The sequence below is a fragment of the Flavobacterium sp. CSZ genome, from assembly GCF_015350725.1.
Lineage (GTDB): Bacteria > Bacteroidota > Bacteroidia > Flavobacteriales > Flavobacteriaceae > Flavobacterium.
Map to the genome: position 1 here is coordinate 178,052 of NZ_JADKPQ010000001.1, position 20,977 is coordinate 199,028.

At 33.0% G+C, this 20,977-nt stretch carries 20 protein-coding genes and 1 pseudogene; 12 read left to right on the plus strand and 9 right to left on the minus strand.

Annotation, left to right across the window (positions count from 1 at the left end):
* Nucleotides 1-16 precede the first annotated feature (16 nt).
* Nucleotides 17-1,069, minus strand: a complete 1,053-nt coding sequence (locus IRZ78_RS00840) for a DUF1852 domain-containing protein (RefSeq protein WP_194614710.1) — start codon at nt 1,067-1,069, stop codon at nt 17-19.
* Between the two features lie 267 nt (nt 1,070-1,336).
* On the opposite strand from IRZ78_RS00840, the gene IRZ78_RS00845 reads away from it, so the two are divergent.
* The gene (locus tag IRZ78_RS00845) at nt 1,337-1,969 is read left to right on the plus strand and encodes a nitroreductase family protein (RefSeq protein WP_194614711.1); all 633 of its coding nucleotides are present in this window, start codon (nt 1,337-1,339) and stop codon (nt 1,967-1,969) included.
* Between the two features lie 159 nt (nt 1,970-2,128).
* Here IRZ78_RS00845 and IRZ78_RS00850 read toward each other — a convergent pair.
* Nucleotides 2,129-2,477: pseudogene (locus IRZ78_RS00850) on the minus strand (helix-turn-helix domain-containing protein).
* 105 nt (nt 2,478-2,582) lie between these two features.
* On the opposite strand from IRZ78_RS00850, the gene IRZ78_RS00855 reads away from it, so the two are divergent.
* Entirely contained in the window at nt 2,583-3,326 is a 744-nt protein-coding gene (locus IRZ78_RS00855; protein WP_194614712.1) for an SDR family oxidoreductase, read from the plus strand.
* A 205-nt stretch (nt 3,327-3,531) separates the two neighbouring features.
* Here IRZ78_RS00855 and IRZ78_RS00860 read toward each other — a convergent pair whose 3' ends face one another.
* Nucleotides 3,532-3,912, minus strand: coding sequence for a hypothetical protein (locus tag IRZ78_RS00860; protein ID WP_194614713.1), 381 nt, complete (start codon nt 3,910-3,912; stop codon nt 3,532-3,534).
* Nucleotides 3,913-4,275: 363 nt separating this feature from the next.
* Between IRZ78_RS00860 and IRZ78_RS00865 the strand changes: the two genes are divergently transcribed.
* The 5 genes from IRZ78_RS00865 to IRZ78_RS00885 all read left to right on the plus strand — a co-directional run bounded on the left by IRZ78_RS00865 (nt 4,276) and on the right by IRZ78_RS00885 (nt 11,323).
* The gene (locus tag IRZ78_RS00865) at nt 4,276-7,074 is read left to right on the plus strand and encodes an outer membrane beta-barrel family protein (protein ID WP_194614714.1); all 2,799 of its coding nucleotides are present in this window, start codon (nt 4,276-4,278) and stop codon (nt 7,072-7,074) included.
* Nucleotides 7,075-7,078: 4 nt separating this feature from the next.
* Nucleotides 7,079-7,861, plus strand: coding sequence for a GLPGLI family protein (locus tag IRZ78_RS00870; protein ID WP_194614715.1), 783 nt, complete (start codon nt 7,079-7,081; stop codon nt 7,859-7,861).
* A gap of 737 nt (nt 7,862-8,598) precedes the next feature.
* Nucleotides 8,599-8,997: a hypothetical protein gene (locus IRZ78_RS00875; protein ID WP_194614716.1), complete on the plus strand. Its 399-nt coding sequence runs from the start codon at nt 8,599-8,601 to the stop codon at nt 8,995-8,997.
* A gap of 86 nt (nt 8,998-9,083) precedes the next feature.
* Complete coding sequence (vgrG, locus tag IRZ78_RS00880; RefSeq protein WP_194614717.1) at nt 9,084-10,883, plus strand: type VI secretion system tip protein VgrG; 1,800 nt, start codon at nt 9,084-9,086, stop codon at nt 10,881-10,883.
* A gap of 140 nt (nt 10,884-11,023) precedes the next feature.
* Nucleotides 11,024-11,323: a PAAR domain-containing protein gene (locus tag IRZ78_RS00885; RefSeq protein ID WP_194614718.1), complete on the plus strand. Its 300-nt coding sequence runs from the start codon at nt 11,024-11,026 to the stop codon at nt 11,321-11,323.
* A 124-nt stretch (nt 11,324-11,447) separates the two neighbouring features.
* Here IRZ78_RS00885 and IRZ78_RS00890 read toward each other — a convergent pair whose 3' ends face one another.
* Nucleotides 11,448-12,752 carry a M20/M25/M40 family metallo-hydrolase gene (locus tag IRZ78_RS00890; RefSeq protein WP_194614719.1) on the minus strand — a complete coding sequence of 435 codons (1,305 nt, stop codon included), beginning with the start codon at nt 12,750-12,752 and terminating at the stop codon, nt 11,448-11,450.
* Nucleotides 12,753-13,233: 481 nt separating this feature from the next.
* Between IRZ78_RS00890 and IRZ78_RS00895 the strand changes: the two genes are divergently transcribed.
* The 3 genes from IRZ78_RS00895 (at nt 13,234) to IRZ78_RS00905 (ending at nt 15,658) form a co-directional block, all read left to right on the plus strand.
* A complete protein-coding gene (locus IRZ78_RS00895; RefSeq protein ID WP_194614720.1) occupies nt 13,234-13,629 on the plus strand; it encodes a helix-turn-helix domain-containing protein in 396 nt (131 codons plus the stop codon).
* Between the two features lie 185 nt (nt 13,630-13,814).
* Nucleotides 13,815-14,828, plus strand: coding sequence for an NAD(P)-dependent alcohol dehydrogenase (locus tag IRZ78_RS00900; RefSeq protein WP_194614721.1), 1,014 nt, complete (start codon nt 13,815-13,817; stop codon nt 14,826-14,828).
* Between the two features lie 176 nt (nt 14,829-15,004).
* The gene (locus IRZ78_RS00905; RefSeq protein ID WP_194614722.1) at nt 15,005-15,658 is read left to right on the plus strand and encodes a hypothetical protein; all 654 of its coding nucleotides are present in this window, start codon (nt 15,005-15,007) and stop codon (nt 15,656-15,658) included.
* 37 nt (nt 15,659-15,695) lie between these two features.
* Here the strand turns inward: IRZ78_RS00905 and IRZ78_RS00910 are convergent, their stop codons facing one another.
* Nucleotides 15,696-16,298: a DUF4468 domain-containing protein gene (locus tag IRZ78_RS00910; protein WP_194614723.1), complete on the minus strand. Its 603-nt coding sequence runs from the start codon at nt 16,296-16,298 to the stop codon at nt 15,696-15,698.
* 550 nt (nt 16,299-16,848) lie between these two features.
* Here IRZ78_RS00910 and IRZ78_RS00915 point away from each other — a divergent pair.
* Entirely contained in the window at nt 16,849-17,556 is a 708-nt protein-coding gene (locus tag IRZ78_RS00915; protein ID WP_194614724.1) for a hypothetical protein, read from the plus strand.
* A gap of 282 nt (nt 17,557-17,838) precedes the next feature.
* Here the strand turns inward: IRZ78_RS00915 and IRZ78_RS00920 are convergent, their stop codons facing one another.
* The gene (locus IRZ78_RS00920; protein WP_194614725.1) at nt 17,839-18,198 is read right to left on the minus strand and encodes a helix-turn-helix domain-containing protein; all 360 of its coding nucleotides are present in this window, start codon (nt 18,196-18,198) and stop codon (nt 17,839-17,841) included.
* A gap of 125 nt (nt 18,199-18,323) precedes the next feature.
* Here IRZ78_RS00920 and IRZ78_RS00925 point away from each other — a divergent pair, with 125 nt between their 5' ends.
* Nucleotides 18,324-18,695, plus strand: a complete 372-nt coding sequence (locus IRZ78_RS00925) for a SnoaL-like domain-containing protein (RefSeq protein WP_194614726.1) — start codon at nt 18,324-18,326, stop codon at nt 18,693-18,695.
* A 135-nt stretch (nt 18,696-18,830) separates the two neighbouring features.
* On the opposite strand, the gene IRZ78_RS00930 is transcribed toward IRZ78_RS00925, so the two are convergent.
* The 3 genes from IRZ78_RS00930 to IRZ78_RS00940 form a co-directional block, all read right to left on the minus strand.
* The gene (locus IRZ78_RS00930) at nt 18,831-19,409 is read right to left on the minus strand and encodes a DUF4833 domain-containing protein (protein ID WP_194614727.1); all 579 of its coding nucleotides are present in this window, start codon (nt 19,407-19,409) and stop codon (nt 18,831-18,833) included.
* Between the two features lie 364 nt (nt 19,410-19,773).
* Nucleotides 19,774-20,205 carry a GtrA family protein gene (locus tag IRZ78_RS00935; RefSeq protein ID WP_194614728.1) on the minus strand — a complete coding sequence of 144 codons (432 nt, stop codon included), beginning with the start codon at nt 20,203-20,205 and terminating at the stop codon, nt 19,774-19,776.
* Between the two features lies 1 nt (nt 20,206).
* Nucleotides 20,207-20,893: a CDP-alcohol phosphatidyltransferase family protein gene (locus IRZ78_RS00940; protein WP_194614729.1), complete on the minus strand. Its 687-nt coding sequence runs from the start codon at nt 20,891-20,893 to the stop codon at nt 20,207-20,209.
* Between the last annotated feature and the right edge of the window lie 84 nt (nt 20,894-20,977).

Below are 20,977 nucleotides of genomic sequence, written 5' to 3' on the forward strand. Positions count from 1 at the left end.
AATGCATTGTAATCAATTAAAGGACAAAATTAGCAGACCATTGTTCCAGGAGACTTTTGTAAGGCTTAATGAAATGCTCTTCTGCATATTTACCCTGTTCAATAGCTAGTCGGCTACGCTCTTCGCGGTCATAATCCACACGAGTCAGTGAATAATCTTCGTGTTTAAGAGTTGGTTGATAGATTTTCCCGGCCACTGAATTTGCATTGTAAATTTCAGGGCGATAAATCTTCTGGAAAGTCTCCATCGTGCTAATTGAGCTGATTAGTCCAAGATCCGTATAATCAGCAAGCAGATCTCCGGAATGATAAAAAGCCATCGGTGCCACGCTATTCACAGGCATGAAAAAACGAACTTTTAAGCCCATTTTAGAGAAATATTCATCAGTGATAGAATACTGATCCTGCAGATACTCAAAACCCAGAACCGGATGCTGATACTCAGTGCGAGTATAAGTTTTGTTGCTCGATACACTTAGACAAATGATTGGTGACATCTTAAAGTGCTCTTTATAAGTGGTTGAATTGACAAAGCACTTATAAAGTTTTCCGTGCAAATCACCAAAATTTTCAGGAATACAAAAATTAGGTTTGTTTTTATTGTGCTCGATCAATAAAATACTGAAATCATAATCACGAACATAAGACGAAAAATTATTTCCGGCAATGCCTTCGATACGCTGACTAGTTTTGCGGTCAAAAATATTCGTTTTTAAAACTTCAATCAATGGCAGATTGTTAGTACCATTCTTATCATCAATACTCATCGTTACTGTGATAATTTCAAGCTCTACAAGGTAACGATCAGCTTTTGGATTATCCACATGAGCCAATGCATTGAATCGATTGTTAATCATGTTTAATGCATTACGTAAGTTTTGTTGGCGATTACCTCCTCTGGCCAGGTTTGCAAAATTGGTTGTCAAACGCGTTTCATTTGAGGGGTGATAGTTTTCATCTAAACAAGTGCTATTTAGTGTGAATGCAAAATCATTCTGGATGGTATTCTGGGTGTTTTCAATATTCTGCTTTTCGTTTATTCCCCTATCTTCTTGTATGTTCGCTTTCATCTGATGATAATTTTTAGTTTTTTTACCCTACAAATTTGAATATAAAAGATTAAATATTTTTATTTACACATAAAATCAGTTAATTATTCTTTTTAAATTAATTTTTAAAGATTAATAATCTTTAAACAAATATAATAATCAAGGAAAACAGATAAATATTCTTTAGTGGTCTACGATGATTGATTTGGAGTTTCCCAGAGCGCTTCAAAAACTCAAAAAAGAAAACAATATCATTTATATTTGCCAAAATTTAAGATAGACATAGTAATGAATTTGATAGAAAATTTAAAATGGCGCTACGCCACAAAAGCTTACAATAACATTAAAGTAACAGAAGAGAAGATCGATCAAATCTTAGAGGCCATAAATCTTTCAGCATCTTCTTGCGGTCTGCAATCTTACCGTATTTTTGTTGTAAGCAACCCGGAAATTCAAAAAAAATTAGGTGCTAATTCGTATAATGGACAGATTAGCTCTTGCTCTCATTTGTTGGTTTTTGCTGCATTCACTGACATGTCTTTGACTTACATTGACGATTACATAACAATGACAGAAAAGCAAAGAGGTCTTGATGCTGGTGCCTTATCAGGATTTAGAAATGGACTGCATTCCTATTTCAGCGCTATTAACACAGAACAAAAAGCACTTTGGGCGGCCAAACAGGCTTATATTGCACTAGGAACAGCGCTTATTGCTGCGGCAGAATTGAAAGTGGATGCTACTCCTATCGAAGGATTTAATGCCGCCACTATCGATGAGGTTTTGGGTTTGAAAGAAAAAGGGTTGCATTCTACAGTTATCCTCGCTTTAGGATATCGGGATTTGGAAAAAGACTATATGGCAGCTACGAAAAAAGTTCGTTTGCCTATAGATGAAATGATAACTAAAATTTACTACTAGTATTAGTTTACAAAACCAATAAAAGACAGAAACTACATATAGTAAGACAATATCTTCAAATCATCATAAAAGATGTTGAAATTTGTCCTTTTCCTGTCACAAAAATTAAAATCCCATTTCTAACGAAATGGGATTTTTTTATGTCTTTTTCGGTGTCTGTTAACCGTCAATAATAACTTTTCGGTGTTTTAATCCCCATTCTGCAAGATCATTTTATGATCGTTTTTAATGTCAATCCATACTCCGTGAGTTGATAATGGATTGTGACAGGCTGCGTATCGAGAACTGTGCCTTTAATCAATTTATTTATTTCCAAATCCCTCAATTCCTTGCTTAACATTTTGTTGGAAATCCCGTTTACGTCATTTAAAATATCTGTAAATCTTCTCTTATTATGATAACAGATCGATGAAATTATAGAAATTTTCCATTTCCCATTCAATATATCCATTGTATCATGGACTGCCATTATCTCTTTTCTGTGCTCAACCTGACATTCGTTACTCATAAGTTACTTTGTTACTCAAACGTTACTGTTACTTTTGGTTACAAAGTAACAAAAATAAACTTAACTGAATTAACTTTGCTCGTATAAATTTTAAAATATAAGAAAATGAATTTCACAAATAAAAATGTTCTCATAACAGGCGGAACTACAGGAATTGGATTAGCAACAGCAAAAGAATTCATAAAATCAGGCGCTAACGTTTGGATCACTGGAAGAAACAGTGAAAACCTTAAAAATGCAGCTGACGAGATTAACAATCCTAATTTAAAAACTATTGTGGCTGATACTGCCAATTTATCTGATCTTTCACTATTAGAAAAAGCTTTTGCAGAAAGCGGGAATAAATTACATACTCTTTTTTTAAATGCAGGAATAGCAACATTTAGTTCAATAGAAGAAGTAACGGAGGCTGATTTTGACGCACAGTTTAATACCAATGTCAAAGGCCATTTCTTTACACTTCAGAAACTGCTCCCTCATCTGGCAGAAGGTTCATCGGTAATTTTTACTTCGTCAACCGTTGCAACGGCAGCAAATTTAGGAAGTAGTATTTATTCGGCTACAAAGGGAGCATTAAATAAAATTGCTCAAATCGCAGCAAACGAATTAGCCGGAAGAAAAATTCGTGTCAATATTGTGAGTCCGGGTCCGGTTTCTACACCAGGTCTTCATAAAGCTGTACCAGAAGATGCGAAAGAATTTCTTGCCAGTGCTACTGCTATGCAGAGATTAGGCGACCCTGCGGAAATTGCGAAAACAGTATTGTTTCTTGCTTCAGATGATGCAAGTTTTATTACCGGAACGGAGCTGTTAGCAGATGGAGGCTACATAAATTATGCTCTAAAATAAATTCATTCCCGGTTATTAAATGACCAGATCGCGCGGATTTACAATCCGTGCCCGCAAAGTATACACTAACATATTAAAAATCTAATTTTTAGTAATATTAGGAGCGGGCACAGATTACAAGTCCGCGCTATCGTTTTATATATCTGAGTGATCGGATTTGTAAACCAAGCAAAAAGACGAAATAATATTTAAAAAACCGTTGTCACTAAATAATTTCTTCCAGCTTATAAACCTCTCCCCACCTATTTTCTAAGCGACTATCATAAATATTAAAGGCAATAATTGAACTGTCTTTTTCAGTAGATAATCCTGTAAATTTCCAAAACAAATCCTCAAACTTACAAACCAAATATCCTCTATCATTAAATGAATAGTCTCCAACAATCTTATAATTTTGTAAATGTTTAACATCGTCCTCATTCATAGGACGAAAGGCATCAACGACCTTTTTTGTTAGCTCAATTTTACCATTCTCAAAGAACTCTAGTTGATTTTGGTAGATGATACAAAAAAACAAACCACCTGCATGAAGATCAGTATTTGCGATTAAACCTGACTGATACTTTTTATTCATTTCTATTTTCATTAGTCCATTATTAATTAATCATGATAATAAAAAGTTAAACCCTTTTTAATATTGTAGTATTTTTATTTACTTTTGGCTCGCATTAACATTTAACTATTATAGTAATAATTGCCAATTAAAATTATTAAAATTCACACTACTAACCACCAAAACCTCACAAAAAAATTATGAATTTCATAAAATCAAGTCGCTATACTTCAGCAAACCTATATCAAAAGGTACTATTACAATTTCTATTTTAGAATCTACAATCTTGCTTACTTAAAAACAAATTAAAAAACCAATGGCATTTATTTCTATTATTCAAAAAATAGAATAGAATAGAGTAACAATGCCTTTTTTCAAAAAAAACACAACCAATTAATGAGACAAACAATACTATTATTATGTTGCTTTCTTTTTTTATCAAATACTATACAGGCACAAAAATCAGGAACAGTTAAAGGATATGTAGCAGATACCGTAAACAAATCTACTTTAACCAAAGCATCAGTCTCTTTGTTAAGAGCTAAAGATTCTGTTTTAGTAAAATTTACAAGAGCTAAAGAAAATGGTTCTTTTGAGTTGAATAATATTAAAGCTGGTAAATTTATTCTACTGGTTTCTTATCCTAAATATGCTGATTTTGTAGATCAATTTGCTATTGATTCCACACAGTTGATCAAAGATTATGGTAAAATTAATTTGGCTGATAAAGGACGAATATTATCCGAAATAATTATAAAAGGCAATAGAGCCGCCATGAAAATCAAAGGAGATACGTTAGAATTTGATCCAAAAGCATTTAAAATAGAACCTAATGCAAAAGTGGAAGATCTGATAAAACAATTCCCGGGAATACAAATTGACAAGGATGGAAAAATTACCGCTCAAGGCGAAACTGTAACCAAAGTTTTGGTTGATGGTGAAGAATTTTTTGGTGATGATCCTACTCTAGTTACAAAAAATCTACGTGCAGACATGGTTGATAAAGTTCAATTGTACGACAAAAAAAGTGATCAGGCCGCTTTTACAGGGATAGATGATGGCCAGAAAACCAAAACTCTAAATGTTAAACTTAAAGAAGACAAAAAAAATGGTCATTTCGGGAAAGTAGAACTCGGAGGAGGAACTGATAATTTTTATAAGGGTCAGGCTATGTTTAATAAGTTTTGGGATAAGAAAAAATTAGCAGCTTATGGTATTTTAGGCAACACGGGACAAGTAGGATTAGGATGGGGCGATAAAGATAAATATGGCCAAAGCAGTTATCAAGTAAGTGATGACGGCGGTATTAATTTTTCAAACAATGGAAACGATGAATTTGATAGTTGGGACGGACAATTTAATGGTGAAGGAATTCCGGTAGTTCAAACTGGAGGAATACATTTTGACAATAAATGGAACAACGATAAAGAATCTATCAATGCAAACTACAAAATTGGTGATATCAAACTTTCAGGAAATCGTAATGATATTAACCAGCAAAATTTAAGTTCCAGTAGCATTTATAATACTTCAGACAAGAGTTTTGAGAAAAACATGACCAAAAATAAACTTGATCTGACTTATGAAATTAAAATTGATACTACTTTAACTTTAAAATTAAATATAGATGGGTTGTTTAAAAAGAGTAATTCAAGTGATGCAGAAATGCGAAAAGGTACTGACGAACAAGGTAACCAATTGAATAATTTAAAGCAGACCAATACAAACGATGTTGATGATCAAACATTTAATATAAATACTTTATTAACCAAAAGGCTTAAAAAAACGGGCAGAACATTATCTCTTAATTTAAGCCAATCCAATACAAATAGCAAAAGTGATGGTTATTTAAATTCCAGGGCTGAATTTTTTACACCATCTGTAATTAGTCCGGATAGCACCAAGGTCGTCGATCAAAATAAAGTCAATAATATTACCAATACAGCTTTTAAATCGAATTTAATCTATACCGAACCGTTATCTAAAAGTTTATCTTTAATTCTTAATTACGGATTCAACATAAGTAACGGAAAATCGGATCGTAAATCTTTTAATCAATCCGCGGATGGAAATTATAATGTTCTCGATTCAGTCTTTAGTAATAATTATGAACTAGACCAAACGATAAATCAACTGGGAGCGATTTTTAATTACAAAAAAAATAAAACTGTTTTTTCTTTTGGTTCTAAATTTAGCGGCGTCAACTTTAAACAGTACAATGTTTATACAGATGAAAATTTTACGCGAAAATTTGTCAACTACATGCCTCAGATCAATTATCAATATAATTTTAAACAAAGAGAAGCGTTGCGTTTGTCCTATAACGGAAACACCGATCAGCCAACATTAGAACAAATACAACCCATACGAAACAATCAAAACCAGTTGAATACGATTTTGGGTAATCCGGATTTAGATCCTTCTTTTAGAAATAATTTCAGAGGAAGTTATTATTCGTATAAAGTACTTAGCAATCAATATTTTTCGGTTAATGCAACGTACAATTTTACGCTAAATCCAATAATAAGTAATGTGGTTACAAATGATAGAGGAGAAAGTATTTCTCAGTTTATAAACCTAAAAGACAAAGCTACAACAGGTTATTTTTTGAATACTAATTTTGGAAAAACAATCAAAGCTATAGACATGAACGCAGGAATTGGTTTCAGTGCCAACAAAAATGTAAACTATAATTACATCAATACAAAACTGAATCAAACTAAAAATTCAAGTTATTCCTTCAATCTAAACTTATCAAAGTATAAAGAAAAAAAATATAATTTTAATGCTAGCTTCGGACCTACTTACAACGTTGCTAATGCAAGTATCAACGAAAATAGCGATAGCAATGGCTGGGGTTTTAATGGAAATTTCTGGAGCAGTGTAGAATTACCTTTCAAACTAGAAATTAGCACAGATGGTAATTATCAATATAATGGAAAAACGCAAGTGATTCAGGAATCTTTTGAACGTTTTATCTGGAATGCATCTGTCACCAAGAAATTTTTAAAAGGAGATAATTTAAGAGTTTCTATAACGGGAAGAGATCTTTTGAACCAAAATGTTGGATTTAATCGTTCTGCCTTTAATGGAAATATCAACCAAAGTACCTATACCACTATCCAAAGATACTTTATGTTCTCTGTAAGCTGGGATTTCAGCAAAATGGGCGGAGGAGAAATTAAACAAAACTAAAACCATGAAAACAATACTAAATCGCATCCTAATTTTTATAATTGTATTGACAAGCTGCAATACTTTTGCACAAAATGAGCACTTTGTACAAAATGGCGTAATCGAATTTGAGAAAAAATCGAATATGTATGCTTTGATTGCAAAAAAAATAAAAGGAGAAACTGATAGTTATTATCAGGCTGCTTTTGAAAGTTATAAAAAAACCAATTCACAATTTAAAACTACAAAAAGCATTCTCAGTTTTTCAAAAAACAAGAGTTTGTACAAATGGGAAGAAACAAATCAACCAACAAGCAGTAATTGGATTTCTGACGATCCAATGGCTAATTTAAAAAATGTTATCGCCACAGATCTGGACACCCAAACCAGTATTACCCAAAAAAATGTTTACGACGATTTATACTTAGTTAAAGACAGCTTACGTAAAATTGACTGGAAAATTACCGATGAAACAAGAGATATTGCAGGTTATGAATGCCGCAGAGCAAATGCTATAGTTCTCGATTCTGTTTATGTTGTTGCCTATTACACTATTCAAATTCCATTCTCAGGCGGCCCTGAATCTTTTACAGGATTACCCGGAACAATTTTAGGCTTGGCCCTGCCTCATGAAAATATGACATGGTTTGCAACAAAAGTTACTGAAATTCCAATAACCGAAAAAGATTTAGCTCCTCCGGTAAAAGGTAAGCCTACTGACAATAAAGGACTAAATAAAATACTTTTGGATGCTTTGAAAGACTGGGGAAAATGGGCAAAAAAAACATTACAAGCCTACTCTTTATAAACTAGCTCTTAAAACTTATTTCTTACACAAAGACTATCTAAATGGTCTCTGAGACTTCCAGAATATAGCAATGAAGCCTCTAAACCAAATTGTTAAAGCCATTAAAAGACATAACATATAGTACGCCAATCTCTTGAAATCTTCCATAAAATTCATAGAAATTTGTCCAGTCGAGGTCACAAAAATTAAAATCCTGTTTCTAACGAAATGGGATTTTTTTTTATGGGTAATCCATAGTTGTTTAACCAATTATCGGATCAACTGCAAAAGTTGGTTTTGAAGCAAAGAGATTGGGTCTAGTGTTTGGGAGGAGATTTTTGTATATTTGACTTCAGTTACAATAGAATAGTTCGGGAGCAAAAAAACAATTTCATGAAGCCGGTGGGACGTTGGCAATAATTTTCAAAAACAAAAATAAGCAAGAACCACCCGCTGCCAAAATCTTATTCAGACTTTGCGTAATTTTTAAATCTTGCTGCAATCGTGACAGTGTGAGAAGTCTCCTGATTTTTAGCGGGAACGCCTTGGCAAGGTATATGTTTAAAGAGTTGTGAAAAAAAACTAAAGTATTAACCTCTTAATGAAAATAAAACTATTCTTACCAATACTTACATTTCTTTTTTTTTTCGCTAAATTTTTGTTTTTCTCAAAATAACAGAAAACAATTAGAAACAAAAATTAATGTTGAAATTGAAAGTAAAATTAAAGGTCTAAAAGAAGAAGTCGAATCGCGACAGATGAATCCTTTTACAAAAAACATTTATTCTGAATTTGCAATCGATACTTTTAAAATTCAATATTTTAACAGAAGATTAAATAGGTCTCTAAAACTTAATAATATAGAAGAATTAGAACTTATCAAAAACAAAACTCATAATTACGAAAAATTAGTAGAAAAATATTATGCCCTTTCAAAAAATGAATGCAATCAATCTGAAAGAACTGAATTAATAATTGCTCAAACCGCTTGGAAAAGTTTTAAAAATAAAGAATTTAACTGGTTTTCGAAAAGATTTGACGGCAGTCCCCTTGATAATAATTATTACTCTGAATATTACGCTTTCAGCTTGTATTGTACTCTTCATTTGCTGGTGCAGATGCAGCTTTCAAAGAGCTATATGGAATTGCTTACGTAAACCATTATGCCAATTGAAATAAGAGAATTGGTTATTAAAACAAACTATAACGAAAAATTCATTTTACACCTCTAATCCCCTAATTAATGAGTACTTCAACCGAAATAAAAAGTGGCGGAATCGCAACATTTTCAGTAAAAGTTAATGGTACGCCAATAGCCGATGAACTGAGTGTACTTTCAATTCATATTGATAAAAAAGTAAACCAAATTGCTTCAGCAAAAATCACAATTCTGGACGGAGAAGCCAGTACAGGTACGTTTGATGCCAGTTCTTCTGCTGTTTTTGTACCCGGCGCAGCAATTAGTATTGAAGCAGGATACGACAACAATAATTCTGTTATTTTCTCAGGGTTGATTATGAGTCAGACCATTCGTGTTGATAATCTGACAGGATCATCTTTAGAAATTGAATGTCGTGATAATGCTGTAAAAATGATTGTAGGCCTTAAAAGTCTCACCTTTTCTAAACAAAAAGATAGTGAAATTATATCATCAATAATAGCAAACTATTCACAATTAAGCGCAGATGTTACTGCGACAAGCACAACTTGGCCACAACAAGTCCAGTATTATGTTACAGATTGGGATTATATTATGGCTCTTGCCGAGGCAAATGGGCTGATAGTAACAACTTTAAACGGCAAAATTTCAGTAAATCCTCCTGATAAAAACACAACATCTGTCCTGACGGTAACATATGGCGATAATCTGCTTGAGTTTAATGCCAAATTAAATGCTCTTACTCAATTAGGGAACGTAAACGCCAATAGCTGGGATTTTAAAACCCAGGCAATTGTAAGTGGTAATGCTGCTCCAAATGTTTCAGGAGCTGGAAATTTAACCACAAAAAAACTTTCTGAAGTTATTGGACTTCCTGTCTATCAACTACAGACTTCTGCATCTTTAGAAACTGCCGAATTAACTAATTGGTCCAAAGCACAAATTATCAAAAGTGAATATTCTAAAATAACTGGAGAAGCCAAATTTCAAGGCACAAATTTAGTTGATCCCGGAAAATATATGACCTTCGCCGGTCTTGGAGATCGTTTTAACGGTGATTATATAATTGGTGGAGTTCTACACGATTTGTCGCAGGGAAACTGGATTACTGGAGTTACACTCGGACTTTCTCCTTTTTGGTTTACCCAGGAGCCAAATGTTGCGGCACCGCCCGCTTCCGGACTTGTTCCCGGAGCAAAAGGTCTCCTTAACGGAACTGTAAAAAAGATGTATGAAGATCCCGACTCTCAATACCGGGTTTTAGTTGATGTTCCCTTATTAGATCCAAATGGTACAGGAATATGGGCCCGTCTTGCCAATTTTTATTCGACAAGCGGAGCCGGAGCTTTTTTCATGCCCGAAGTTGGAGATGAAATCATTTTGGGTTTCATAAACGAAGATCCACGTTATCCAATAATACTGGGAAGCGTCTATAGCAGTACAACCAATAAACCTTTTGCTGGTTTAGATCCAAATCAAAAAAATTCAATAAAAGCCATTGTTACCAAATCAGGCATCTCTGTACAATTTGATGATGAAAACAAAATATGGACCGTAGCAACGCCTAATAAAAACACGATCATTATCAGTGATAAAGACAAGAAAATCACGATACAGGACGAAAATGAGAACAGCATCATAATGTCAAGCAGCGGCATCGATTTGTCAAGTCAGAAAAACATCAATATTTCAGCCAGTCAAAATGTAAACATCAAAGGAAATCAAGGTGTTACAATACAGTCAAGTGGCGGAGATATCTCATTAAAAGGCCTGAATATCAAAGAAAACGCAACTATGCAATACAGCGCTCAAGGCGGACAAATGGCACAAATATCCGGAGGAATGCAATTAACACTAAAAGGTGCAATGGTAACGATTAATTAATGGTAAATTATTCACCATTTACAACTAGCTTCCGCTAAATAAATTACAATTTAAACTTTGCTAAAGTTTTAAACTTTTACAACGTCGACTCAAAAATTTAAAGCATCGATTAAACAATTAACCATTAAACAATTAAAATTATGCCACCAGCAGCAAGACTTACAGACTTTCATGAATGCCCATTAATTACTCCCGGGCTGCCGCCAATTCCGCATGTAGGCGGACCTATAGTAGGGCCAGGCGCGCCTACAGTTTTAATAGCAGGACTACCCGCCGCCAGAGTTGGAGATATGCTGGTTTGTGTTGGACCTCCAGATTCTATCATTACAGGATCGGCAACGGTTATGATATGTGGTATGCCTGCTGCGAGAATAGGAGATAAAACTGCTCATGGGGGAACAATTATCCTTGGAGCATTTAATGTGATGATCGGTGGATAATACAACAGACAAAGATCTCTAAAATTAAAGATACAGGAAATAATAAGAACAAAACAAATGATAAAAAAAGCACTGAAAACCAATTATTTTCAGTGCTTTTTTGAATCTTTATAATGTATTTATGCTATTTCAATTGAGTAGTATTTACTCTTGTTGGCGTATCTTTTCCACTAATAATCGAAGAAGAACTTATTGCAATTGATTTTATTATTTGGGTCATGTTATCAATATCTAACGTTTCAAATTCATCATCTACTGTGTGATACGTTGGCTCATTATCCATTTTTGAAGTAGAAACGGTATGAGCAGGAACTCCCAGCCTGGCTAACGTAGCGTTGTCTGAGCGGTAAAATAATTGTTGTTCAGGATACGGATCTGCATAAAATGTAAAATTTGTTCCTGTTAAATTAGTTTGTAAAATCTGCCCCATATTCGACTTTTCGAAACCTGTAATGTAAGCAGAGTTTTTACCCCATTTAGATTCTGTTCCTATCATTTCGATATTGAACATCGCAATCACTTTTTCAGGCTCAAGCTGTTTAGAAAAATATTTGGCTCCATAACCACCTATTTCTTCAGCTACAAATGTGGTAAAAATAATAGTACGCTCGTTGTTATTTTGTTTTTTAAAATATTTAGCAAGCATAATTACTGCTGTTGTTCCAGCGGCATCATCATTAGCACCATTATAAATAGAATCTGTTGCAGAATGCGGAGCACCTTCTTCGGGAGAGCCTACTCCTAAATGATCATAATGTCCTGAAAAAATCACATACTCATTTGGTTTACTTTTTCCGGGTAATATTCCAACAACATTATTCAATGTTTTTTTGGAGATTACATTCGTTAATTCAACAGAAAGAGTAGTCGCTTCAAGGGTGCCAAAAACAAATATAATCGTATTGTTTCCAGGATTAGCATTTAATCGATCAATGTGTTGAATATTCGGTAAAACATTATCAAATGAAGGGTCAACTAGTATCAAAAGATTTTTCGAACTTTTATAATATTCATTAAATTTCTCGCCAATGTTGTCCCCTTTATTGATTTTTACAATAGAAATATCACTTTTTTCAGTTAAAGAAACTTGAGGAACGTAGGAGAATGTTACCACTTGATTATTATTTATTTCTTTGCCATCAATAGTAATTTTTAAAGAAACTGCTTTAGAGCCAGTAATCGAAAATTCTTGTCTGTAATTTGTTGCTGAATTGAAAGTTTGCAAACCAATTTGTTTAAACTCTGATTCTATAAAGGCTGATGCTTTGTCAATACCGGGAGTAAAAGTTCTCCTGCCCTGCATGTCATCAGCCGAAAGTATTTTCTCTATACGAGCTACTTCCTTGGTCGTAATAATTTTATCAATCGATTGCCCATGTGCATTAAAACATTGACTTAGAACAAACATACTTACAATAATTTTTTTCATATTTTACTTTTATAAATAATATTTTAGTTAAACCAACTGTACATTAATTATTCGCACAATTTAGAGTTCTGTCGCAGCTGTGAGAATCAAATATAAGAATTTAAGTAATTTAAAAGTTAGTCTGCCAATTTACAGAATGATTTAAACATAGTGATCTCTGGTTCAATGATTTTTAATGGATATAAAAAGATTTACAACCTGAAGAGAACAACGAGTCCGAAGTCGGAAAACTTCGCACAGCTGAGATTTTAGAAGATATAATCGTCTCTCTTGAAAAGAAAATGACTGTCATATAACAAAATCAATTGTAGATACTGTATTTGAGTACTGGAAAAGCTTCGTTCATCCATAAATTTAAGATTAAATCAATTATATAGGTCTGTTAATTGTTTTAAAACCAATTGAATTAATAAGATGCATTGGCAAAATTTTAATTATTTTTGTTTAGAATTTATTATGTTGACTGCTATTATCTAAATATATGAGCAAAAAGAAATTGAACTCCACTAATACCTTAAATGAATATTATCTTGATGAAAGATGCACTCTAAACAAGGTACTTCGTATAGTAGGAAAGAGATGGGTATCAGAAATTTTAGTACTTATAAAACTGGACGTTTCAAGGTTTTCTAATTTAAAAGAATCTTTAAGCGGTATTTCAGACAATGTGCTTTCTAATGTTCTAAGTGAATTGGTAACAGCCAAATTGATTGAGAAAGAAATTTTTAATGAAGTTCCTCTTCGTGTGGAATATCGGATTACCGATAGCGGACTTGCTTTGGTTAAAGTTCTACACGAACTCTGTAATTGGGGTAAAGAAAATATTCCTTATGAAATTCGCATTCAGCCAACTTCTTACAATACAAAAGTTAAATAGCAATCCAAGACTGTAATGGTAGTTACTCATTAATTTATTAGTAACTCACAATGGTACAAAGTCTCATTAACTGCTATAATTAAGTAATACATTTGTACAGTCATTGGGCCACCTAATCTAAAATTATTTAAAAAAACAAAGTCAAATAACTGGTCTTGGTCTTTCCCCAATGCATTTGTAATACTATGAAAGCATATCAAATATCTGAAAATTTTAGCATCGAAACTTTAAAACAGGTTGAAAAAAGCTATAATAAGCTATTACCAAACGAAATTTTAGTACAAATAAAAGCTGTTTCTTTAAATTACAGAGATTTACTTGTTATTAAAGGTACTGATAAATGGAAACCTCCAGTGGGCAGGATACCTGTTTCTGATGGTGTAGGAATTGTGGTTGAAATTGGAAATCAGGTAACCGAAGTAGCTTTAAATGATCGTGTTGCGGGTCTCTTTTTTCCTTATTGGATTGATGGGAATTTATCTTCTGAGAAATTACTAAATTCTCTTGGTGGAAGTGCTAGTGACGGAATGTTACAGCAATTTGTTGTTTTAAAAGAGAATGCAGTAATTAAAATTCCTGATTATCTTTCTAATGAAGAAGCCGCTACTCTACCATGCGCTGCAATAACTGCCTGGCATGGTTTAATAGAAAAAGGAAATGTAAAAGCCGGCGACAGCGTATTGATACAGGGAACTGGCGGAGTATCCTTATTTTCAATGCAGTTTGCATTAGCTGTAGGCGCAGAAGTAATTTTATTATCTGGAAGCGATGATAAATTAGAACGTGCTAAAAAAATGGGCGTAAACCATTTGATCAATTATAAAAGTGTACCGCAATGGGAAAATGAAGTCAAAAAAATCACCAATGGACTTGGTGCAAAACACATCGTAGAAGTTGTAGGCAGTGACCATATTAACAAATCTATAGAAGCAGTTGCATTAGACGGAACCATTTCTGTAATCGGAATAATGAACGGACTAACCGGAAATATAAATACTGCAAAATTAATGAGTAAACAAGTCAGATTACAGGGAATTAACGTTGGCTCAAAAGAGATGTTTTTAAGAATGAATCAAACCCTCGAAACAAAAAACATCCATCCCATTATAGATTCGGTTTTTTTATTTCAGGATGCAATTGATGCTTTTAAAAAACTTGAAAGTAGCTCACATTTTGGAAAATTGGTAATCACATTTTAATTTTAATTATTAAGTAAAATTGCAAATACTGGATATAAAAAGATTTACAACCTGAAGAGAACAAGCGTGTGCGAAGTCGGAAAACTTCGCACAGCTTAGAATCTCCAAATAAAATATTACCTATCTTTAACAAACGAAAGTGAAGTGTTAATTTAATCTATGAAAAACCTTATGATATGAAATTTTGGAAAGGCTTTATTATATTTTGGATAATCTATCTCTTGTTGTTCGCTATTGGACTACCACTCATTCTGCATTACGCAGGAAATCATCATAAAAGCGATTATGAGATGATTCACACATCTGCCAGCGAAGCATTCGTTTTACTTAGTCTGGGCACGGTACTTTGGTTCATCGTATTTATTTATTACATCAAACACTTTTTGATCAATCTTTCGAAAAAAGATGGTAGTATTCAATCGTTTGAGCATGGCAAAAAAAGAAAAGAAACCACTTCGGAAGAGTTTGAATTTATGGACTCAAAACCGTATCAACGACACTTTGAATCGGGCAATAACACCGAAATAGACAGGCAGGTCGAAAAATCGAATGCCAAAAACATAGCCCTCACTGTGATTGGACTGCTATTATTGATTGCTTTGGCTGCAGGAATATTGTTTTATAGTTATATAAATGAAAGCCATGGCTATGGTTGGCGGTACCTGTATTTTTGGCATCCTTACATCATGATTCCCGGCTCTTTTATTTTTTATTTAAGTTTTTTCTTTGGTATTACAAATGGTATTTTTTCAAAATTTTTCGGTAATTCACAAGTGATGAAGAAGATAACGCAAGCTTCAAATAAGGAGCGTAATAATCGAAATCAGTAGAAATGACAATATGGAAAATCTCCGATGTAAATTTTCATTACCAATTATTTATCCTTTGAGATTTTTCGAAGATTTGTTTTAAAACCGAATTGAAATGATTGTTTAATGCATTAGAGGCATCTTCTAAAAGAAGTTTTCCATTTTTATCATAAATAGCAACTCTATCCTTATCGCCTTTTACAAGTTTTAGAGTAGCCCAACCACTGCTGCCCCAGCCACTTGTAGGTCTGTAAGTTCCTTCATACCATCTTTTGCATTCAAAAACAGGACTGTTAATTCGAATCTTACCGTCTTTAAAAAGAAAAGATAACGTATAAGATAAGTCATATTTATAAATTCCTTTTCCAAAACCTCCAGCGCTATGCTTTACAGTTAGCGCATTTTCTTCATACGCAGTCAAACTAATACTCTCCCCTTCGACTACATTGAGTCCTTTTTGTGGATTACTGTACAATGAATTAATGGCATTGAGTACATTCTTGTACAAATCCTTTTGTTTTGCGTTTGACACATTCACTACCGTATAATCGTTATTGTCATTTGATACAAAGCCCTGTGGAGTTAGTTTAAAATATTGTGCGAAGCTTAGCTGTGTAACAAGCAGAAGTATGGCAATACTAAGTGTTTTGTTTATGTTCATAATTTGTAACAATTCAAGGTTATTATTAAATGTAGCATTATCTGCTGTTTGATTCAAACAAATTTACTCTGGGCTGGTACGAAAAACAATACCTGATTTCATGGTTATTTCATGTAAATCTTCTCAACTCTTTTGTCTCATTTCTACTGCATCTAGCATTTTGATTAAAAGAATGTAAGCCTTTGTAAGGTTATTAAATTCTCCCGTTTTTTTTAGCTATTAATAATAACGTTTTGGTACTAGATTTGGTTTAGGATTAAATTAAGCAAATTCATCAGTTTGTCAGATAGTCCAAATATAAACCCTGTACCTCTGCTAACAAGTTTATATACATTTGCAAATTTAGTGCAATTACCGTTTTTTATCGTATTTTCGTTCAGCCGAAAATATTCGTTTTCATAACTTGCAAACGTCTGGAAGAGCGAGAATGTTGGTGGTAATTTTATGGATATATTTGACAGATATAATTTAGCAAAAGAAGATTTCCGAAAATATAAGAAAGGAAGTTTATGTACAGCCACAAAGAGTGCTGAATCTCTCTTTGATATTTATGTACGAACTTGAAAAATCTAACAAAGATGAAAATGAAAGTTATCTACTAGCTCAGATTTATTACAAATTAGGTTGGAAGTGGGAATATAAAAAATTTGTCAAAACCCATATATCCTCAAACAAATTAAATTATTTAAACCAGTGGAAGTGGCGACACCTATTAAATAAGGTTGAAGATTTATTTAAATTGGGGCATTATGAATTAGTTGAATTCAGAGACTTAAGGACTGCTGAAAAAAGAAATGTGGCACCGCCATTATTGAGAAGCGACTTTATATTTAATGAGGAGGTAAATTTTATAATCATAAGCATAAAACCAAACTTCAACGATGTTCTACTGCTAAACAAAAAAGTATTAAATGATGAGGTAGAATTTAGTGCTGAAAAAGAAAGTAGCATCACTAATTTTATTGAAAATACAAACTCGCATTTTTCCTGGACAAATAATTTCTATAAAGAGTTAATTAATTATTATAATGATAATTATCAACAAATTTTGAGTAGTATAGGTCGTCTAGACTATGGTAAGGCCGACGATGAATGGTATAATGGATTAAGAGTAGATAGCGCAGGCTTTCATTACAATAAAGATGAGAGGTTAGAAGGTTTTTATACAATTTATGATTATTATAATAAGAATTCCGGATTTCATATTGACACTTTAGATAACTCCATTGTAGAGCTATATTATAATACTGACTTATAAGAACTACCATCAACAAGTTCCATTCGATTTAAAATCCCCGCTCTCCGAAGTCTTCTTCTTTACTCTGCGCAATCCCGAAAGTCTTCGGGACTGACTTTGTGCTATTTTAAAAAAATATAATTGAAAAATAGAGACTTCATAAAGTCTCTGACTTTAAAACTAATTCTCTTAAAATATTTTTACTGAATGTAAAAAAATCCAAGACAATAATAAGAAGTAACAGTAAAAAGTTGGGAGACATTTACATAGCTTTTCATGAAAACACTTCTGAGACTGCGGGCTTTACTTCCCTGTTAAAACTTTTCTATGCTTCTCCCCCCATTGATCCAATTCACATATTACATTTTTTAAAGTCTGACAGTACTCAGTTGCTTCGTAAATAATAGTGACGGGGGTGGTTGGAAAAACATTACGTTTTATAAAGTTATTTAATTCCAAATGCTTTAGTTCATTTGCTAAAACCTTAGGTGATATAGGAACCTCGCTTTGTATTTCAGAAAAACGCTTTGAGGATTGAGAAATACAAAGAATTAATGCCATTTTCCATTTTCCATTGAGAACAAACATAGCATCAATCACATTTCTGAGTGATTGGGCACATTCTACTGGGTCTTGCGCTATTTTTTCTTTAGTTGTCTTCATATCCGAAAGGTAATAAACTTTCCTAAAAGTAAGCGCTTTCCTTTGGGAAACTACTATCATATGGTAAGTTCTATCCCCTAACTTTGACACCAGAAATAAGATTATTAAATAAATATTCCTTTAAAATGAAAGAAACAATTTTAACAACAAAAGAACTTGCAGCCAGATTTATTGAACTGGTTCGTCAAGATAAATTTTATGAAGCGCAAACACAATTGTATGCCGATAACTGCATCAGCATTGAAGCGAATGATTTCCTACTGCCAAAAACTGTAGAAGGACTACAGGAAATTTTAAAAAAATCAGAATTATTTGAATCTTTGGTCGAACAGGTTCATGGACGTGTTATTTCAGACCCAGTGATTGGCGGCGACTACTTTACGGTGTCATGGTCAGCTGATATGACATTCAAAGGAAGGGACAGATTCACAATGGATGAAATCTGCGTATACAAAGTACAGGAAGGCAAAATAGTTTTTGAACAATTTTTTTATTAATCTTCTTAAAGAACATTATTCGGGACAAAGATTTTATCTTTTGTCCCGTTTTTGCAAAAATCTCTTTTTATTATATGGAATCATGCGCAAAAGATCAGATTATAGGATCATGCAGAGCAACAAGAAATAAGTATCTTACTTCAACAACATTCTTTCTGTAATTGTTTTATTTGAGGAAGTATCAATTCCGGTAACTTCGGCATACTTTACATTGGGCAGCCAAAAAGAACCTCCTTCAATACGTACAAATATTTTTTCTACCTGGATTTTTTTCTGATTTACACTTACAAAAACATGATATTTTTGATCCGAATCTATCTTTTTCAAGGTTAAGGGTAACTTTTTATACGATACAAATTGAAGTTCAAACTCCTCATTATTTAAGGTTTTAGATTCTATTCCGTATGCAAATTTACGTTGTATGTAACTAAAATCTTTTTTATCTCCTTTCTCAGCATATCGAATCCAATAGGCTTTTATAGGATTGCTTTTGTCTATTTTTCCATTTTCCTGGTAGTTTATGGCATAAATAGCAGTGTTTGTATTGGGGTCGCGCTGAATGTAAAATAGCATATTATCTATATTTTTCGGCGTTGGAAAATTTAATGGCGACGGATTTTTAGATTGTGCCACTAGATTTTCAGAATATATATTTACTAAGATCGTTATAACGATTAGTGATTTTGTAAAATGTTTAAATGATAATTTGTTCATAACGAAATATTTATATGAAGTGTTGGCTTCTATTATTTTAACACATAGTCCCGAAGCACGATGTCATTAACTTAAGAAAAAATCAATAGTGTTATGTAGAATAAATCTCTGGCAAAATGGCAAAGGTTTATCATTTCGATGCAGTAACTCCGCTACGCAAATCCAATCTTTATCGAGCTTCTTTTGGAGATTTCTCTCCCGAGGCTTCGGGATCGAAATGACAATATTGTGTTTAACCTTTGCGTCTTAGCGACTTTGCGTGCTTAATTTTATTTTCTAAAAAGCTTAACTCAATAATATTGGGCTTCGAATTATGTGCGGAATAGAAAAACTACGAATTACACCCAACTGGTTTATTTATATACTAATTTGATTCGATTACATTCTGTTTTTCGTTTGCCTTAAAAACCCAATATTTAATCAGTGGATAATTAAATCCATAAGAAACAAAACTATCGGTGATTAATCTCCCGATTCTATAATCGATTTGAAATACTTTTTGCAAAATAAGCGTACCAAATGATTTTAAAGAAATGCTTCCCAAAACCACCAACGCAAATTTAAAAAGCTGACTATTGATGCGGCTGCTATAACCGGATTGATTTTTAAATACCCAAAATCTATTGATACTGAAATTGACAATCGCGCCTACGGTTCCGGAGATTAGAATAGAAAAGGTAAAATGCAATTTGAATACTTCGGTTAATAGAATCATTAAGCCATAATCGGTAATACCGCCTAAAAATGCCGCAACTTGTGCTTGCAGAAAAATAAAAATGGATTTTTTCCTGAACATATCAGCCTTGGTTTTTATCTCTTAAATCGCCTAGCTCTAAAAGCTTTAAGCTATCAATAACATTGATTATAAATAAGACAATAGTAATTAAACCAGCCAAATAGGTAATTGATCCGGGAAATAAAACTTCTGTAATTAAAATTGAAGCAATAATAAATCGAAGTTCTGTTGGGCCAACAAAGCCTGAATCTATACTGTATTCATTTGTTATTTTGTAGCGTAACTGACTGATGATGATAGACCAGCCATACAAGGCGACAAAAGCAAAGGCTATTATTTGTGTGCTATTTTTAGCATAAATGTAATATCCAAAGCCTATAAGTACAATACCAATCCAATCGGCAATAATATCGAGTGCAAAACCATACCAACGGCGTGGAATATTTCTATAATACGCCAATCTTCCGTCTAAAGAATCCCCTAACCAATTTATAACCAACCCGATAATACCTAAAAGTAAATACCAATTGGCGAAATAAGCACCTAAAACAAAAGCTAAAAAAACGAATACCGAACCCAATGTCCCCATTAAAGTGAGTAGGTTTGGCGAAATGAATTTAGGCACTTTTGGCAAGAAAAATACAATTGTTGACTGTTCTGCTCTTTTTAAAATATTAGTTCGCTTACGGTCTGAAAATGTTCTTTGTACAATTGTACTATGATCTTCAACCTGTGTTTCTTTTCCCATTAATAGCGCAATATTTGTAAGCCTGATAGTATAGCCAATTCTACTTTAATATAATTTAGTTTTACTTTTCTTTGCGTATTTTTT

What these genes read in the sequence shown, in the direction of transcription:
- IRZ78_RS00940 (WP_194614729.1), bottom strand. Translation starts at nt 20,893, where the DNA reads ATGGGAAAAGAAACACAGGTTGAAGATCATAGTACAATTGTACAAAGA.
- IRZ78_RS00860 (WP_194614713.1), bottom strand. Translation starts at nt 3,912, where the DNA reads ATGAAAATAGAAATGAATAAAAAGTATCAGTCAGGTTTAATCGCAAAT.
- IRZ78_RS00925 (WP_194614726.1), top strand. Translation starts at nt 18,324, where the DNA reads ATGAAAGAAACAATTTTAACAACAAAAGAACTTGCAGCCAGATTTATT.
- IRZ78_RS00840 (WP_194614710.1), bottom strand. Translation starts at nt 1,069, where the DNA reads ATGAAAGCGAACATACAAGAAGATAGGGGAATAAACGAAAAGCAGAAT.
- IRZ78_RS00920 (WP_194614725.1), bottom strand. Translation starts at nt 18,198, where the DNA reads ATGAAGACAACTAAAGAAAAAATAGCGCAAGACCCAGTAGAATGTGCC.
- IRZ78_RS00855 (WP_194614712.1), top strand. Translation starts at nt 2,583, where the DNA reads ATGAATTTCACAAATAAAAATGTTCTCATAACAGGCGGAACTACAGGA.
- IRZ78_RS00865 (WP_194614714.1), top strand. Translation starts at nt 4,276, where the DNA reads ATGAGACAAACAATACTATTATTATGTTGCTTTCTTTTTTTATCAAAT.
- IRZ78_RS00930 (WP_194614727.1), bottom strand. Translation starts at nt 19,409, where the DNA reads ATGAACAAATTATCATTTAAACATTTTACAAAATCACTAATCGTTATA.
- IRZ78_RS00890 (WP_194614719.1), bottom strand. Translation starts at nt 12,752, where the DNA reads ATGAAAAAAATTATTGTAAGTATGTTTGTTCTAAGTCAATGTTTTAAT.
- IRZ78_RS00910 (WP_194614723.1), bottom strand. Translation starts at nt 16,298, where the DNA reads ATGAACATAAACAAAACACTTAGTATTGCCATACTTCTGCTTGTTACA.
- IRZ78_RS00900 (WP_194614721.1), top strand. Translation starts at nt 13,815, where the DNA reads ATGAAAGCATATCAAATATCTGAAAATTTTAGCATCGAAACTTTAAAA.
- IRZ78_RS00875 (WP_194614716.1), top strand. Translation starts at nt 8,599, where the DNA reads ATGAATCCTTTTACAAAAAACATTTATTCTGAATTTGCAATCGATACT.
- IRZ78_RS00845 (WP_194614711.1), top strand. Translation starts at nt 1,337, where the DNA reads ATGAATTTGATAGAAAATTTAAAATGGCGCTACGCCACAAAAGCTTAC.
- IRZ78_RS00870 (WP_194614715.1), top strand. Translation starts at nt 7,079, where the DNA reads ATGAAAACAATACTAAATCGCATCCTAATTTTTATAATTGTATTGACA.
- IRZ78_RS00935 (WP_194614728.1), bottom strand. Translation starts at nt 20,205, where the DNA reads ATGTTCAGGAAAAAATCCATTTTTATTTTTCTGCAAGCACAAGTTGCG.
- vgrG (WP_194614717.1), top strand. Translation starts at nt 9,084, where the DNA reads ATGAGTACTTCAACCGAAATAAAAAGTGGCGGAATCGCAACATTTTCA.
- IRZ78_RS00905 (WP_194614722.1), top strand. Translation starts at nt 15,005, where the DNA reads ATGAAATTTTGGAAAGGCTTTATTATATTTTGGATAATCTATCTCTTG.
- IRZ78_RS00895 (WP_194614720.1), top strand. Translation starts at nt 13,234, where the DNA reads ATGAGCAAAAAGAAATTGAACTCCACTAATACCTTAAATGAATATTAT.
- IRZ78_RS00915 (WP_194614724.1), top strand. Translation starts at nt 16,849, where the DNA reads ATGTACGAACTTGAAAAATCTAACAAAGATGAAAATGAAAGTTATCTA.
- IRZ78_RS00885 (WP_194614718.1), top strand. Translation starts at nt 11,024, where the DNA reads ATGCCACCAGCAGCAAGACTTACAGACTTTCATGAATGCCCATTAATT.